This window comes from Pseudomonas sp. UBA6276, assembly GCF_002438365.1.
Lineage (GTDB): Bacteria > Pseudomonadota > Gammaproteobacteria > Pseudomonadales > Pseudomonadaceae > Aquipseudomonas > Aquipseudomonas coleopterorum.
On sequence record NZ_DJUS01000069.1, the window covers coordinates 1 to 14,887 of the forward strand.

Here is a 14,887-nt window from a genome sequence, read left to right on the forward strand (position 1 = left end):
CCGCGACCAGCACCGAGAAGTCGACCATCAGCACCAGCAAGCTCAATGCCGTATCCAGCGGTGGCGACAGCGCGCCGATGCAGGCCGCTCCTGCCGGCCCGGCGCCTGTGCCGAAAGCCTGCGCGATCGACGAGCCGGATTGCGAAGCTTGCCAGTAACCCGCAACCGCTAGACCATCAAGCCCGCCTCACGGTAACGTGAGGCGGGCTTTTTTGTGCTCGGCTCTCGGACGCTGTTAGCGCACATCCCGAAACACCGCACGCGGAACCTTCCTCACGGTTCCCCGTCAACCCATCGAACCCACTCACGGATTGGTCACTACCATGAAAACCACCGCCGCCCTCCTCCTGGCCTGTATGGCCGCCCCTGCCTTCGCTGCCGAGATGTCGCACAGCAACAGCGACATGACGCCGATGCAGCATGAATACATGATGAGCATGGAAACCATGCAGAAATCCATGCACGAAGGCGGTATGGAAAAAGACGCCGACGTGGCGTTCGCCAAAGGCATGCTGGCCCACCACAAGGCGGCGCTGGACATGGCCAGGATCGAGCTCAAGTACGGCAAGGACGCGGAAATGCGCAAGCTGGCCGAAGACATCATCAAGGCTCAGCAGGCCGAGATCGACCAGATGGAGACATGGGTCAAGAAGCATCAGAAGTGATGTAGACGTTCGCCTGGGAGTGCCGCCCCCTTCGCCGCTCTGCCCACAAGCCCGCTGCGTCCCACTGTAGGTGCATACACTGTGGGAGCGGGCTCTGCCCGCGAAGAGGCCAGTATGACCACTCCAACACTCCCCCTATTTTCGATGTAAGCTTTGACCCTCCCCGCTCGAACCCCACCTTCAAGGAGTCCGCCCATGAGCAACCGCCAAAGCGAGATCGCCGCCGCCCTGGCCGTGGTCCCCCCGTTCGCCGATGACCACGCCATCGATCAGGAAATAGAACGCCGCAAGGCCTTCATCAAGCAGTGCCTGACCAGCGCAGGCTTGAAAGTCCTGGTGCTGGGCATCAGCGGCGGCGTCGACTCGCTCACGGCCGGACGCCTGGCACAGTTGGCCATTGAGGAACTGCGCGCGAGCACGGATGATACCGACTACCGGTTCATCGCCGTGCGCCTGCCCTACAACGTGCAGCACGACGAGGACGACGCAGCGGCTTCCATGCGCTTCATTCGCGCCGACGTCGAAGAAACGGTGAACATTGCCAGCGCTGTGCAGGGCCTGGCGTTGCAAACCACCCAGTTGCAGGAACTGAGCGATGCCCGTCGCGACTTCGTCATGGGCAACGTCAAGGCCCGTGTGCGCATGGTCGCGCAATACACCATTGCCAACGCCAACAATGGCCTGGTGATCGGTACGGATCATGCGGCCGAAGCGGTCATGGGCTTCTTCACCAAATTCGGTGACGGCGCCTGCGACCTGACGCCCCTGAGCGGTCTGGTGAAGAACCAGGTACGCGCCATCGCCCGCCGCCTGGGCGCGCCGGACAACCTGGTGATGAAGGTGCCAACCGCCGACCTCGAAGAGCTGCGCCCCGGCAAGCCGGATGAAGACGCCCATGGCGTCAGCTACAAGCAGATCGACGCGTTCCTCCACGGCGAGCCCGTGGGCGACGAAGCCTACGCGATTATCGTCAAGGCCTACGACCAGACCCGCCACAAGCGTGAGTTGCCGTTTGCGCCTTGAGCCGGGACCGCAGCGGGCCGTTCGCGGCCGCTGACCGCTACTACAGAGGGCGGAATGGCGTAGAAGCGATCATGGGCCGCGAAAGCCTTGCTTTCAGCCCCTGCTGGCTACCTGAATCAGCGCCTTCATCTCCGCCACCGCCGCCTTGAACCCGACGAACAACGCATGGGCCACCAAAGCGTGACCGATGTTCAACTCGTTCACGCCGCGAATCGCTGCGATCGGCTCGACGTTGTGATAGTGCAGGCCGTGGCCGGCATTGACGATCAAGCCCTGCCCCAGGCCGAAGCCGACGCCGTCGACGATGCGCTGCAGCTCAGCGGCCACTTCGCTCGGGGTCTGGGCATCGGCGTAGCGGCCGGTGTGCAGTTCGATCGCCGGCGCGCCGATGCGCTTCGAGGCTTCGATCTGGCGCTCGTCGGCATCGATGAACAGTGACACTTCGCAGCCCAACTTGCTCAGGCGCTCGACCGCGGCCTTGATCTTGGCTTCCTGTCCGGCGACGTCCAGACCACCTTCGGTGGTCAGCTCTTCGCGGGTTTCGGGCACCAGGCACACATGAGCCGGGCGGATCTGCTCAGCGAAGGTCAGCATGGCCTCGGTCACGCCCATTTCGAAGTTCATACGGGTCTGCAACACGTCCTTGAGCAGCAGCACATCGCGCGGCTGGATGTGCCGGCGGTCTTCGCGCAGGTGCACGGTGATGCCGTCGGCGCCCGCTTCCTCGGCGTCAAGCGCGGCCTTGACCGGGTCGGGATAGCGCGTGCCACGGGCCTGGCGCAAGGTCGCCACGTGATCGATGTTGACGCCCAACAGAATGCGGTTACAGGTATCCACGAGAACTCTCCGAAAAATCCAGGGCACAGCATACGTGTTGGTCAGGGCTTGCGAAACAACTCGCGGCTGACCAGCGGACGACCGCCCAGGTGCACGGCCAGGGCCTGGCGCATCAGGCGCTTGGCTGCGGCCAGCGCGCCTGGCGTTTCCCAACTGGCCTGGGCCATGGCGAGCAATTCGGCGCCCTGAAACAGTCCGGGTTGCAGCAACTCGACTCGCTCCAGGCCGGCCTCCACCAACAGGCGGTACAAGCCGTCGGTTGCCACCGGGTCACCGTTGACGTCCATGTCCAGGGCGAAGCCATAGCCGAGCTGGTCCAACAGGCGCCATTCGAAGGAGCGCAGCAGAGGCTCCAGAGCACGCCCGGCGCCGAGCGCCTGGAGGGTGGCGGCGTAGTGTTCGAACACCTGGGGATGAGGGTCTTCGCTGGGCAATAGGCGAATGATCAGCTCGTTGAGGTACAGGCCGCTGAACAGCGCGTCACCGAGCATCCATACCGCCACGCCGGCGGATTCCATGCGCGAAACGTTCTTGAGTTCGCCTTTGCCGCGAAACTCGACTTCCAGCGGTACGAAGGGCCGCGCCAGGGTGCCGGCCTTGCCGCGCGCGTTGCGCAGCACGGCCCGCAGGCGGCCCTGGGGGGTGAGAAAGTCGACCAAGGCGCTGGTTTCGCGATAGGCACGCGAGTGCAGGACGTAGGCGGGTTGTGGCGTTGGGGTGGTCGACATGTGGGCGACTCGGGGTTGGCGGGTGTCTGGGCGGGCCTCTTCGCCGCCTTACGCGCAAGCCCGCTCCCACAGAGATCGAGCACGCCCGGCGATGTGCTTCCCCGTGGGAGCGGTCAGTGGCCGCGAAAAAGCCAACGCGAGGCCAGGCTGTGGATTACTGGTCGTTATACCCCAGCGAACGCAGCGCGCGCTCGTCATCGGACCAGCCGCCCTTCACTTTCACCCACAGATTGAGCATGACCTTGGAGTCGAACAGCACCTCCATGTCCTTGCGGGCCTCCATGCCGATACGCTTGATGCGCTCGCCCTTGTCGCCAATGATGATCTTCTTCTGACCATCGCGTTCGACCAGGATCAAGGCATGAATGTGCAGGGTCTTGCCCTGCTGCTTGAATTCTTCGATTTCCACGGTGATCTGGTACGGCAGCTCGGCACCCAGCTGGCGCATGATCTTCTCACGCACCAGTTCGGCGGCCAGGAAGCGGCTGCTGCGATCGGTGATCTGGTCTTCCGGGAAGAAATGCTCGTTCTCGGGCAAGTGCCCGGCAATGACCTTTTCCAGCGCATCGAGGTTATGCCCCTGCTGCGCGGAGATTGGCACGATCTCGGCGTTCGGCAACTGCTCCTGCAGCCAGGTCAGGTGCGGCATCAGGTCAGCCTTGTCCTCGATGCGATCGGTCTTGTTGATCGCCAGGATCACCGGCCCCTGCACGTACTGCACACGCTCCAGAACCAGCTGGTCTTCGTCCGTCCACTTGGTGCGGTCGACCACGAAGATCACCACATCGACGTCTTTCAACGCCGCCGACGCGGTCTTGTTCATGTAGCGGTTCAGGGCTTTCTCGTTGCCCTTGTGCATGCCCGGGGTATCCACGTAGACCGCCTGGATCTCGCCTTCGGTCTTGATGCCCAGCATGTTGTGGCGGGTGGTCTGCGGCTTGCGCGACGTGATCGCCAGCTTCTGCCCCAGGATGTGGTTGAGCAGCGTCGACTTGCCGACATTCGGGCGGCCAACGATGGCTACATAGCCACAACGGGTAACGGGTGCATCAGTCATTGCCATTCTCCACGCCCAGGGCGATCAGGGCAGACGCGGCGGCCACCTGTTCGGCGATGCGACGGCTGACGCCCTGGCCCCGGCTTTTCTCATTCAGAAGGACGACTTCACACTCGACGAAAAACTGTCGGCAGTGCGGGTCGCCCTGGATATCCACCACTTCATAGCGCGGCAGTTCAGCACCGCGCGACTGGAGGAACTCCTGCAGGCGGGTCTTGGGATCTTTGTTGGTATCGACCAGGGTCAGCCCTTCGAACTGACCTTCCAGCCAGGCCAGCACACGATCGCGCGCTGCCTCCATACCGGCGTCCAGGTAGATGGCGCCGATCAAGGCTTCCAGCGCATCGGCCAGGATCGATTCACGGCGGAAACCGCCACTCTTCAGTTCGCCCGAGCCCAGGCGCAGGTAGTCGCCCAGATCGAAGCCGCGGGCCAGGATGGCCAGGGTCTCGCCCTTGACCAGGCGCGCCCGCAGCCGTGAAAGCTGCCCTTCACGGGCTTGCGGAAAACGCTCGAACAGCGCTTCGCCCGCCACGAAATTGAGGATCGCATCGCCCAGAAACTCGAGGCGCTCGTTGTTGCGCCCGGCGAAGCTGCGGTGAGTCAGTGCCAGCACCATCAGGTCCTGGTCCTTGAAGGTGTAGCCCAGTTGGCGCTCGAGGCGGCCGAGGGAAGCGGTCACGGCTTGACCACGCTGAACTGACGATCGAACTTCACTACCACGTCCAGATTCTGGATCAGTGGCTCACGCTTTTCATACTTGAGGTGGGCCTGAAACACATTGCCCGCATCGGTGACGCTCAAAACCTTGTTCAAATCCAGATCCTGAATATTGTTGACCTGCATGGCCCGGCTGACGTGGCCATAGAATTCACCCACCGTATCGACTCGGGCGGACTTGTCGGCGCCGATCGATTCGATGGCTTGGGAAAGGGTCCGGTTATCCATGTAGTGCGGCACCAGCTTGAAAGCCGTGCTCGCCACGAACGCCACCACCGCCAGCGTCAGCAACCAGCCGACGATGGACATGCCTTGCTGAGACTTCACTGCGTTCATGCCGGACACCTCGGAAAACATTCGGCGCCGTCCATGGACGGCGCCGGCAGCGCTACTTGATCAGCCCGACTCGGGAGAAGTTGGGCAAGTGGCTGAGCTTGGGTTCAGGCCAGCTCATCCAGATGGCGAAGGCCTTGCCGACGATGTTCTGGTCGGGGACCATGCCCAGCAGCTCCTTGGGAATCGACGGGTCATCCCAGTAGCGGCTGTCGTTGGAGTTGTCGCGGTTGTCACCCATCATGAAGTAGTGCCCGGCGGGCACCGTCCACTGGCTGTCGGGCGGCGCACGGTAGCGCGACATTTCCTGACGGATCACGTGTTCGACCTCGCCCAGCTTTTCCTTGTACAACTCGGCGCTGCCCAGACTGCCCGGCTCGCTGCCGACCAGCTGGCGGGCGATCAGCTCGCCGTTGACGTACAGCTGCTTGTCCGAAGTGTAGCGAATCCGGTCGCCCGGCAAGCCGATCACACGCTTGATGTAGTTGACGTTGGGGTCGCTGGGGTAGCGGAACACCATGACGTCGCCACGCTTGGGATCGTTGACCTCGATGACCTTCTTGTCCAGCACCGGCAGGCGAATGCCGTAGGAGAACTTGTTGACGAGGATGAAATCACCCACTTCCAGGGTCGGGATCATCGAACCCGACGGAATCTGGAACGGCTCCACCAAAAACGAGCGCAACACCAGCACGATGAACAGCACCGGGAAGAACGACTTGCCGTACTCCACCAGCAGCGGTTCCTTGTCCAGGCGTTCGACCACCGACGGCTCGGGCTGGCTGACGCTGCCCTCGTAGTTGGCGATCGCAGCCCGTCGCCGTGGCGCCAGGAAGACCAGATCAAGCAAGGCCAGCAGACCGCAAACGGCTACGGCGATAACCAACAACAGCGGGAAATTTAGGGACATAGGACTCGATTATTCCAACCTGAGCACAGCAAGGAAGGCTTCCTGTGGAATTTCCACGTTGCCGACCTGCTTCATGCGTTTCTTACCGGCCTTCTGTTTCTCCAACAGTTTGCGCTTACGGCTCACGTCGCCGCCGTAACACTTGGCCAGTACGTTCTTTCTGAGCGCCTTGACAGTGGTCCGGGCGATAATCTGTCCGCCAATGGCGGCCTGGATTGCCACATCGAACATCTGCCGAGGGATCAGCTCCTTCATCTTCTCGGTCAAAGCACGACCCTTGTAGGCCGCGTTGTCGCGGTGCACGATCAGCGCCAGGGCATCGACCTTGTCGCCGTTGATCAGCACGTCCAGCTTGACCAGGTTGGCCGACTGGTAACGCTCGAAATGGTAGTCCAGCGAAGCATAGCCACGGCTGGTGGATTTCAGGCGGTCGAAGAAGTCCAGCACCACTTCGTTCATCGGCAGGTCGTAGCGAACCTGAACCTGGCTGCCGAGGAACTGCATGTCGCGCTGCACGCCGCGCTTCTCGATGCACAGGGTAATGACGTTGCCCAGGTGCTCTTGAGGCACAAGAATAGTCGCCGATACGATCGGCTCGCGGAAGTCTTCTACAGATGAAACATCCGGAAGCTTCGACGGGTTGTCGACATAAATGGTTTCGCCGGTCTTCATGACCACTTCGAAGATCACGCTCGGGGCCGTGGTGATCAGGTCCAGGTCGTACTCGCGCTCCAGGCGCTCCTGGATGATTTCCATGTGCAGCATGCCCAGGAACCCGCAGCGGAAGCCGAAGCCCAAGGCGTCGGAGCTTTCGGGCAGGTACTGCAGCGACGAATCGTTGAGGGTCAGTTTCTGCAGGGCATCGCGGAAGTCTTCGAAGTCTTCCGAGCTGACCGGGAACAGGCCGGCGTAGACCTGTGGCTGAATGCGCTTGAAACCGGGCAGCACAGGCACGTCAGGGGTGCTGCTCAAGGTCAGGGTGTCGCCGACCGGCGCACCGTGAATGTCCTTGATGCTGCCGATGATGAAGCCCACTTCGCCGGCCTTGAGGTCAGCGGTGGCCGTGTGCTTGGGGGTGAAGACGCCGACGCTGTCGACCAGGTGCACCTTGCCGGTGGACTTGACCAGAATCTTGTCGCCCTTCTTCACCCGGCCATGGCGCACGCGCACCAGCGAAACGACACCCAGGTAGTTGTCGAACCAGGAGTCGATGATCAGCGCCTGCAGCGGCGCATCGATGTCACCGGTAGGCGCCGGGATGGTATGCACCAGGCGTTCGAGCACGTCGATCACGCCCATGCCGCTCTTGGCGCTGCACGCCACGGCGTCGGTGGCGTCGATGCCGATGATCTTCTCGATCTCGTCCTTGACCTTGTCCGGGTCGGCCTGGGGCAAGTCCATCTTGTTCAGCACCGGCATCACTTCCAGGCCCTGTTCGATGGCCGTGTAGCAGTTGGCCACGGACTGGGCTTCGACGCCCTGCCCGGCATCGACCACCAGCAGCGCGCCTTCGCAGGCCGCCAGCGAGCGGCTGACTTCGTAGGTGAAGTCGACGTGGCCTGGGGTGTCGATGAAGTTCAGCTGGTAGGTTTTGCCGTCCTGCGTCTTGTAGTGCAGGGTGACGCTGTGCGCCTTGATGGTGATCCCGCGCTCACGCTCCAGGTCCATGGAGTCCAGGACCTGGGCCTCCATTTCGCGGTCGGCCAGGCCACCGCACATCTGGATGAACCGATCGGCGAGGGTCGACTTGCCGTGATCGATGTGGGCGATGATGGAGAAATTGCGGATATGACTCAAATCACTCACGGGTCAACACTCAAAAAGGCTGCGGGCCGGACGCCCAACGAAAAATAGCCGGGAATTGTACCTGAATAACGTTCGGGTGTGGGAGCCGGTGGGTTACGGGTGGCAGTGCCGACGTCTTCGCGGGCAGAGTCCCGCTCCCACAGTTCATGCGATCACTCGGTTCCGTGTGGGAGCGGGTCTCTGCCCGCGAAGGCCACACCACGAATTACAAAAAAGGCGACCCGAAGGTCGCCTTTCGTTCACCTACCCCAAGCTTATTCAGCCAGCTTGAAGGTAATGAAGCTCGCCCGCCCCTGACGCAGCACGCGCATGGACACCGAACGATTCTTCGGCAGGCCCTTGGCGATGTCGGCGAACTGCTTCGACGACTCGATGGCCTGGTTGTTCAGGTGGGTGATGACATCACCAGGCTGCAGGCCGATCAGTGCCGCCGGACCGTCCTGCACTTCCTTGATGACCACGCCGCCCTTGAGCTCCAGCGACTTCTTCTGCTCGGCAGTCAGCTCCGCGACCGACACGCCGAGGCGGTTGCTGCTGCGCTCGGTCTGGGCCTTGGCACCGGCATCCAGGTCCTGATCGTCATCGGGCATCGCGCCGACGGTGACGTCGATGGTGCGGCGCTTGCCTTCGCGGATCACTTCCAGGCTCGCCTTCGCACCGGCCTTGAGACCGCCCACGAGATGCGGCAGGTCGGCCGACATGTCGATCGGCTGACCGTTCATGCTCAGGATTACGTCACCCACCTGCAAGCCACCCTTGGCGGCTGGGCCATCTTCAAGCACCTGCGCCACCAGCGCGCCGGCCGGCTTGTCCAGACCGAACGACTCGGCCAGGTCCTTGTTGACCTCCTGGATGACCACACCCAACCAGCCGCGGCTGACCTTGCCGTCTTTCTTGAGCTGATCCGACACATCCAGGGCCACGTCGATCGGAATGGCGAAGGACAGGCCCATGAAGCNNCGGGTGAAGATCTGCGAGTTGATGCCCACCACTTCACCGTTCATGTTGAACAGCGGACCGCCCGAGTTGCCTGGGTTGATGGCCACGTCGGTCTGGATGAACGGCACGTAGGCGTCGTTGGGCAAGGTACGACCCTTGGCGCTGACGATACCCTTGGTCACCGAATGGTCGAAGCCGAACGGCGAGCCGATGGCCAGCACCCATTCGCCCACTTTAAGCTTGGCGGAATCACCCAGCTTCACTGTGGGCAGGTTCTTGCCATCGATTTTCAGCAACGCCACGTCGGTCCGTGGATCGGTGCCGACCAGTTTGGCCTTGAGCTCGCTGCGGTCGGACAGACGCACGATGATTTCGTCGGCATCGGCGATCACGTGATTGTTGGTCAGCACATAGCCGTCAGCCGAAACGATGAACCCAGAGCCCAGCGACTGCGCTTCGCGCTGCCGATCGCCGCGCTGCGGAGACCGTGGTCCGCCGCGCGGCATGTTGCGCTCGAAGAACTCGCGGAACATCGGCGGCAGACCTTCCAGGTCCGGCATCTGGCTGGCAGCCACACCGCGGTCCGGCAGTTTCTGCGTGGTACTGATGTTCACCACCGCGGGCGACGCCTGCTCGACCAGTGTCGTGAAATCAGGCAGCGCTTCAGCCTGGACGCTGGCGATCTGGCCCAGCATCAGCACTGCCGCGAACAGTGAAAGAAAGGGTTTGAAACGTGGTATCGACATACGGCTCCCGTTCGTAACGAGCGTGGTTGAGCAATAGGGTTGTGCAGCCGCTGAAGGCAAATTCAGCGCAGAGCGGAATCCATGCTTGACTGCGGCGCACGGCAGCGAATCTGTGACGACTGAAAAGGCTCGCCCCCGAAGCACTGACCTATAAGAAAAAATCCGGCGGTTTGCAACCCGCATGAAACAGGTTTCACGTTAACTCGCGGCGATTATCCAGGCATGAAGCGCTAGCAAGGGCCATGAACACGCCATGACGCATGCCCCCTTCAGCGTAGAACATGAACATCCTGGCGCTGTATGGACAGGGCAATTCGCTCTGCTGTACCCAAGGGAATTTCACCCACCACGGTGATCATCATTTCGCCATCCGAAGACTTCAGGCGACGCGACACGGCTGCCGTGGGACCCAGCTGCACACGGGTATCACGCGCAGAGGCGCCATTGAGCGGTTCGAGAAACACAGAGAAATGCGCAAGGCCATCGGCGTACAGCAGGCTGGTCACATCAGCATTGCTGGCCGAAGATTTGCGCTGAGCGGTCTGCGCCAATTCGAAGCCGGCAGGTACCCAATTGGCCTGCCATGCGAGGGCATTGCCGGGGGCTGAACCGCTGCTCGCATGCAACACAGGCTTACAATTTGGCGTCGCCTTCAAGTCGGCAGGCGCAGGCGCTCCTGGCTGAAGCTGGGTGTACTGCAGACGTTCGAGCAGGCGCCCCTTGGCATCGATCAACAGGGACTTGAGCAACAATCCCGTGTGCGCATCCAGGTGCATTTCGAAGGCGTAGCGATCACGATCACGCGGCACCATGGTCACGACCACAGCGTCGCGCCCGGCGACTCTCGAAGCACCGGCCACACGCAATTGGTACCACGACATCAGTTTGAGCGGATCGAGGGTTGCGGCAGCGCTGCTGGACACCTTGCCACCCCCGGACACCGGGCTGCCCGTCATGCAGGTCAGCCGACCGTCGGTCTGCACCCGCTCGGAGGCGACGCCGTCGAGCTTGAGCACACGGTCGTGCACCGCGCCGTTACCGGCGCGGTGCCATATCTGGTAGGTAGAAAAGTCACCGTCGCGTTCGTAGACGAAGGTCCCCTGAAAATCCTGCGTACGCTCGGCTTGCGCCATTGCGTCCAGCCATTGAGCCGCATCGGGTGCGGCAATGGCCGGTGCGGCCAGGCCAAGTAGAATTGGCAGAAACAGGGCCGCACGCATGATCGGGATTAACGGTTTTCCATGCTCGCGGAGCGGGCAGATGGCAGGGCAGTGTCGGAACCTTTGGCAGCGGCTTCTTGCGAATGCTGACGCAGGTAACCAGGCAGGCGCTGGTCGTTCAGACCTTCTTCGCCTTTGAGCACACCGCTGGCCATCGGGCCGGGCGCGTCGGAGCTGTCCGGTGTGTAACCGGCCAGCACGGCTGGACCTTGCACCATCGGGGTCGACGGGGCTTGCTGGGCTGGCTGCAGCTGAGCGAGCTCCGATCCGGTGATGTCGTCCTGGTTGTACAGGCGAACACCGGCCAGCACGGCAACGGTCACCGATGCCGCAACGGCCAGACGACCGAGGCTACGCCACGGACCGCGAGCAGCCGGGGCTGGGGCGATGTCTTCGGCAATGGCTACCGACACCGCCGCCGACAGATCCAGACGCGGATCCAGAAGATCCTTGTGCATGACGGCACGAACGAGCTGGTAACGCGCCCAGGTGGCACGGACCTCGACATCGTCCAACGCGGTCAGTACCCGACGCAGTTCCAATTCGTCCGCTTCGTTATCCATCACTGCGGACAGCGATTCCTGCAGGGCTTCACGACTCATGGCGTTCCTCTCTTGGCTATCGCCGCTGTCTCAGGATTCCTGCAACAACGGCTGCAGGGCTTTGTCGATGGCTTCCCGGGCACGGAAAATCCGCGACCGCACGGTCCCCACCGGACACTGCATGACACTGGCAATGTCTTCGTAACTCAGGCCATCGAACTCGCGCAGCGTCAGTGCCGTGCGCAGGTCTTCTGGCAGCTGCTGGATGGTTCGATGGACAGTGCCTTCGATCTCATCGCGCAGCAATGAACGTTCTGGAGACTCGAGGTCCTTGAGGCCATGATCACCGTCATAGAACTCCGCATCTTCAGAACTTACGTCGCTGTCCGGTGGCCTGCGTCCGCGGGACACCAGATAGTTTTTCGCCGTGTTGATGGCGATACGGTACAGCCACGTATAGAACGCGCTGTCTCCGCGAAAGTTGCCCAATGCGCGGTAGGCCTTGATGAAAGCCTCCTGCGCCACGTCCTGGGCTTCATGGGTGTCGTGCACGAATCGCACGATCAACCCGAGAATCTTGTGCTGGTATTTCAGCACCAACAGATCGAAAGCTCGCCGATCACCGCGTTGTACACGCTCGACCAGCTGCTGATCCTCTTCCTGGGTTAGCATGAACACTCCTCATGGGTCCGGAAGGAGCGCTGCTCAGGCCATCGTTCAGGCTTGCAACCATAGACTCGGGCTATTCGCAAAAGTTCTCCCCTCCAGGCAAGTTTCCCGCAGGCCCGGATCAAGCCTGCACGGAAAGCGCAGCTCGAACGTGCCGAGCTGCGCCGATAATCTTTTCACCGATGACAGCACCCAGACCTAGCCGGTGCGCTCGTTGTTCGGCGTTGTTTCCTTCTTACGGGCAACCTTCTATTGATTGCAGGGGTTCTAGGAAAGTTCCCACAAATACGAAGGTGAAGCCCTACACACAAAGGCCATGAATTCCTGGCACTGAAGTGGTTCAGCACCGACTACCGGCCCAAAGTGCCTGCCGCCATAGCGCAAGCCTTGATGTGGCTGCTATAAATGCCGCGCCATACCGGTGGGAAACGATTCCCTCGTGTGTCGAAGGTGCCGCTATTGTGCCGCTACCCCCCTGGATATACCAGCGGGATGTGCACAACGGGCGCGAACGGCGCGGTGGATGGCGACTCACGCGACATTACTTTCGGCATGCGGATGACCTTCGAATGGGTAAGCAACGGCAATACGATGTTCTGGTAATCGGTAGCGGAGCCGCGGGCTTGAGCCTTGCGCTGGCGTTGCCCGCCACGCTGCGCATCGCGGTCATCAGCAAGGGCGGGCTCGGCGACGGCTCCACACCGTGGGCCCAAGGCGGGGTCGCCGCCGTGCTTGCAGACTCCGACAGCGTGGAAGCTCACGTGCAGGACACCCTCGATGCCGGCGCCGGCCTGTGCAATGAAGAAGCGGTGCGCTTCACGGTGCAGCACAGCCGCGCAGCGATTCAGTGGCTGGTCGAAATGGGTGTGCCGTTCACCCGCGAAGATGATTCGGATCCGGAACATACCGGCTTCCCCTTTCACCTTACGCGCGAAGGAGGCCATAGCCAGCGCCGCATCATCCATGCGGCCGACGCCACCGGCGCGGCTCTGTTCGACACCTTGCTGGCCCAGGCGCGTCTGCGTCCGAACATCGAATTGCTGGAACAGTGCGCCGCGGTCGACCTGATCACCGAACGGCGCCTGGGCCGCACAGAGGATCGCTGTCTTGGCGCTTATGTGCTGGATCACCGCAGCGGTGAAGTGGACACCCACGGGGCGCGCTTCACCGTACTGGCCACCGGCGGCGCTGCCAAGGTCTACCTCTATACCAGCAACCCCGACGGCGCCTGCGGCGATGGCATTGCCATGGCCTGGCGCGCAGGCTGTCGTGTGGCCAATCTGGAATTCAACCAGTTCCACCCCACCTGCCTTTACCACCCCCAGGCCAAGAGTTTCCTGATCACCGAGGCGCTGCGCGGTGAAGGCGCCCTGCTCACGCTGGCCAATGGCGAACGCTTCATGCCGCGCTTCGATCCGCGCGCAGAGCTGGCACCACGCGATATCGTCGCGCGCGCGATCGACCACGAGATGAAGCGCACGGGCGCCGAGTGCGTGTACCTGGACATCAGCCACAAGCCGGCGGACTTCGTGCGCAGCCACTTCCCGACGGTGCACCAGCGTTGCCTGGAATTCGGCATCGACATCACCTGCCAGCGCATTCCCGTGGTGCCCGCAGCGCACTACACCTGCGGCGGCGTGCTGGTCGATGAGCATGGCTGCACCGACGTCCCCCGCCTGTACGCCATTGGCGAGACCAGCTCCACCGGCCTGCACGGCGCCAATCGCATGGCCAGCAACTCGTTGCTCGAGTGCATCGTCTATGCGCGTTCGGCTGCCGAGCACATCGTCGCGCAACTGGACCAGACCCAAGCGCCCGGGCCGTTGCCGCAGTGGGACGCGAGCCAGGTGACTGATTCGGACGAAGACGTGATCATCGCGCACAACTGGGACGAGTTGCGTCGCTTCATGTGGGACTACGTGGGCATCGTGCGCACCACCAAGCGCTTGCAGCGCGCCCAGCATCGAGTGCGCCTGCTGCTCGACGAGATCGACGAGTTCTACAGCAACTACAAGGTCAGCCGCGACCTGATCGAACTGCGCAATCTGGCACAGGTGGCCGAGCTGATGATCACGTCGGCCATGCAGCGCAAGGAAAGCCGCGGCCTGCATTACACGCTGGACTATCCGGACCTGCTGCCGCAGGCGCAGGACACTATCCTGCAGCCGCCCACCTTCGTCGGCTGAATTTGAGGCGCAGGCGCATGCGCCGGTGGGTGTCTACGTCCAGGCCGTCGGGCAGCACACAGGCGCTGCGCACGCGACGCTGGCCGGCCAGGCGAAAGCGCAGAATGACCACCTGCGGCAGCGCCATGCTGTCCGGACGCAGTTGCACCGCCTGCCAGCCATCGGCCTCGGTCCACACCGACCAGCCACTGCGATCGCGACGCAAACCGGTGACGGCCTGGGGATGGGCGAGTAACACCTCTCGCGGCAGCACATAAAGCCCATGCGCAATGCACAGCACCCCGGCCGCAAGGTGCACGAGCACCGGCGCCTCCATCAAGCCGTTCGCCAGCCAGGCGGCGGCCTGCGCCAGTGCGTAGAGCGCCAGCAGCCGTCGTGAAGGCTGCCAGTGGCATTCGAAGCGGTTACTTGGGCTGGACACGGTCCAGGATCATCCGGACCATGCGCTGCAGCTCGGGGTCCTGCGACTCGTTGCGCTCCATGAACCAGCCGAACATGTCCTGATC

At 62.4% G+C, this 14,887-nt stretch carries 16 protein-coding genes and 1 pseudogene; 4 read left to right on the forward strand and 13 right to left on the reverse strand.

Annotated features, from left to right (window positions below):
* From B2V21_RS08315 to nadE, 3 genes are all read left to right on the forward strand, one after another.
* The coding region (locus B2V21_RS08315) for a hypothetical protein (protein WP_286916576.1) at positions 1 to 158 on the forward strand (158 nt) is incomplete at its 5' end.
* Between the two features lie 165 nt (positions 159 to 323).
* Positions 324 to 665: a CopM family metallochaperone gene (gene copM, locus B2V21_RS08320; protein ID WP_286916568.1), complete on the forward strand. Its 342-nt coding sequence runs from the start codon at positions 324 to 326 to the stop codon at positions 663 to 665.
* Between the two features lie 195 nt (positions 666 to 860).
* On the forward strand, positions 861 to 1,688 hold the full coding sequence (nadE, locus tag B2V21_RS08325) for an ammonia-dependent NAD(+) synthetase (protein WP_286916569.1): 828 nt from the start codon (positions 861 to 863) through the stop codon (positions 1,686 to 1,688).
* Between the two features lie 93 nt (positions 1,689 to 1,781).
* On the opposite strand, the gene pdxJ is transcribed toward nadE, so the two are convergent.
* From pdxJ to rpoE, 11 genes are all read right to left on the reverse strand, one after another.
* Entirely contained in the window at positions 1,782 to 2,525 is a 744-nt protein-coding gene (pdxJ, locus tag B2V21_RS08330; RefSeq protein WP_286916570.1) for a pyridoxine 5'-phosphate synthase, read from the reverse strand.
* 41 nt (positions 2,526 to 2,566) lie between these two features.
* A complete protein-coding gene (gene recO / locus B2V21_RS08335; RefSeq protein ID WP_286916571.1) occupies positions 2,567 to 3,253 on the reverse strand; it encodes a DNA repair protein RecO in 687 nt (228 codons plus the stop codon).
* A gap of 154 nt (positions 3,254 to 3,407) precedes the next feature.
* Positions 3,408 to 4,310: a GTPase Era gene (gene era / locus B2V21_RS08340; RefSeq protein WP_056845138.1), complete on the reverse strand. Its 903-nt coding sequence runs from the start codon at positions 4,308 to 4,310 to the stop codon at positions 3,408 to 3,410.
* Positions 4,303 to 4,992 (reverse strand): ribonuclease III, encoded by a 690-nt coding sequence (rnc, locus tag B2V21_RS08345; protein WP_049860726.1) that lies wholly within the window; start codon positions 4,990 to 4,992, stop codon positions 4,303 to 4,305. Before rnc ends, era begins: the two co-directional genes overlap by 8 nt.
* Positions 4,989 to 5,366, reverse strand: a complete 378-nt coding sequence (locus B2V21_RS08350) for a DUF4845 domain-containing protein (protein ID WP_056845168.1) — start codon at positions 5,364 to 5,366, stop codon at positions 4,989 to 4,991. Before B2V21_RS08350 ends, rnc begins: the two co-directional genes overlap by 4 nt.
* Positions 5,367 to 5,418: 52 nt before the next feature.
* On the reverse strand, positions 5,419 to 6,273 hold the full coding sequence (gene lepB, locus B2V21_RS08355; protein ID WP_049860725.1) for a signal peptidase I: 855 nt from the start codon (positions 6,271 to 6,273) through the stop codon (positions 5,419 to 5,421).
* Between the two features lie 9 nt (positions 6,274 to 6,282).
* Positions 6,283 to 8,079: a translation elongation factor 4 gene (lepA, locus tag B2V21_RS08360; RefSeq protein WP_286916572.1), complete on the reverse strand. Its 1,797-nt coding sequence runs from the start codon at positions 8,077 to 8,079 to the stop codon at positions 6,283 to 6,285.
* A gap of 254 nt (positions 8,080 to 8,333) precedes the next feature.
* Positions 8,334 to 9,713, reverse strand: coding sequence for a DegQ family serine endoprotease (locus B2V21_RS08365; RefSeq protein ID WP_286916577.1), 1,380 nt, complete (start codon positions 9,711 to 9,713; stop codon positions 8,334 to 8,336).
* A 320-nt stretch (positions 9,714 to 10,033) separates the two neighbouring features.
* Complete coding sequence (locus B2V21_RS08370) at positions 10,034 to 10,984, reverse strand: MucB/RseB C-terminal domain-containing protein (protein ID WP_049860722.1); 951 nt, start codon at positions 10,982 to 10,984, stop codon at positions 10,034 to 10,036.
* 8 nt (positions 10,985 to 10,992) lie between these two features.
* Complete coding sequence (locus B2V21_RS08375; protein ID WP_286916573.1) at positions 10,993 to 11,586, reverse strand: sigma-E factor negative regulatory protein; 594 nt, start codon at positions 11,584 to 11,586, stop codon at positions 10,993 to 10,995.
* A gap of 30 nt (positions 11,587 to 11,616) precedes the next feature.
* Positions 11,617 to 12,198, reverse strand: a complete 582-nt coding sequence (gene rpoE, locus B2V21_RS08380) for an RNA polymerase sigma factor RpoE (protein WP_011535354.1) — start codon at positions 12,196 to 12,198, stop codon at positions 11,617 to 11,619.
* Between the two features lie 566 nt (positions 12,199 to 12,764).
* On the opposite strand from rpoE, the gene nadB reads away from it, so the two are divergent.
* Complete coding sequence (gene nadB, locus B2V21_RS08385) at positions 12,765 to 14,381, forward strand: L-aspartate oxidase (protein ID WP_286916574.1); 1,617 nt, start codon at positions 12,765 to 12,767, stop codon at positions 14,379 to 14,381.
* Here the strand turns inward: nadB and B2V21_RS08390 are convergent.
* A complete protein-coding gene (locus B2V21_RS08390; protein ID WP_286916575.1) occupies positions 14,350 to 14,802 on the reverse strand; it encodes a protein YgfX in 453 nt (150 codons plus the stop codon). The genes nadB and B2V21_RS08390 overlap by 32 nt on opposite strands.
* A pseudogene (locus B2V21_RS08395) lies at positions 14,786 to 14,887 on the reverse strand (hypothetical protein); the annotation flags it as partial. The pseudogene B2V21_RS08395 and the gene B2V21_RS08390, both read right to left, overlap by 17 nt.

Bases quoted from the DNA above. Each gene is read 5' to 3' on its own strand.
- lepB (WP_049860725.1), bottom strand. From the start codon at position 6,273: ATGTCCCTAAATTTCCCGCTGTTGTTGGTTATCGCCGTAGCCGTTTGC.
- B2V21_RS08370 (WP_049860722.1), bottom strand. From the start codon at position 10,984: ATGCGTGCGGCCCTGTTTCTGCCAATTCTACTTGGCCTGGCCGCACCG.
- nadE (WP_286916569.1), top strand. From the start codon at position 861: ATGAGCAACCGCCAAAGCGAGATCGCCGCCGCCCTGGCCGTGGTCCCC.
- era (WP_056845138.1), bottom strand. From the start codon at position 4,310: ATGACTGATGCACCCGTTACCCGTTGTGGCTATGTAGCCATCGTTGGC.
- rpoE (WP_011535354.1), bottom strand. From the start codon at position 12,198: ATGCTAACCCAGGAAGAGGATCAGCAGCTGGTCGAGCGTGTACAACGC.
- copM (WP_286916568.1), top strand. From the start codon at position 324: ATGAAAACCACCGCCGCCCTCCTCCTGGCCTGTATGGCCGCCCCTGCC.
- B2V21_RS08350 (WP_056845168.1), bottom strand. From the start codon at position 5,366: ATGAACGCAGTGAAGTCTCAGCAAGGCATGTCCATCGTCGGCTGGTTG.
- recO (WP_286916571.1), bottom strand. From the start codon at position 3,253: ATGTCGACCACCCCAACGCCACAACCCGCCTACGTCCTGCACTCGCGT.
- B2V21_RS08375 (WP_286916573.1), bottom strand. From the start codon at position 11,586: ATGAGTCGTGAAGCCCTGCAGGAATCGCTGTCCGCAGTGATGGATAAC.
- nadB (WP_286916574.1), top strand. From the start codon at position 12,765: ATGGGTAAGCAACGGCAATACGATGTTCTGGTAATCGGTAGCGGAGCC.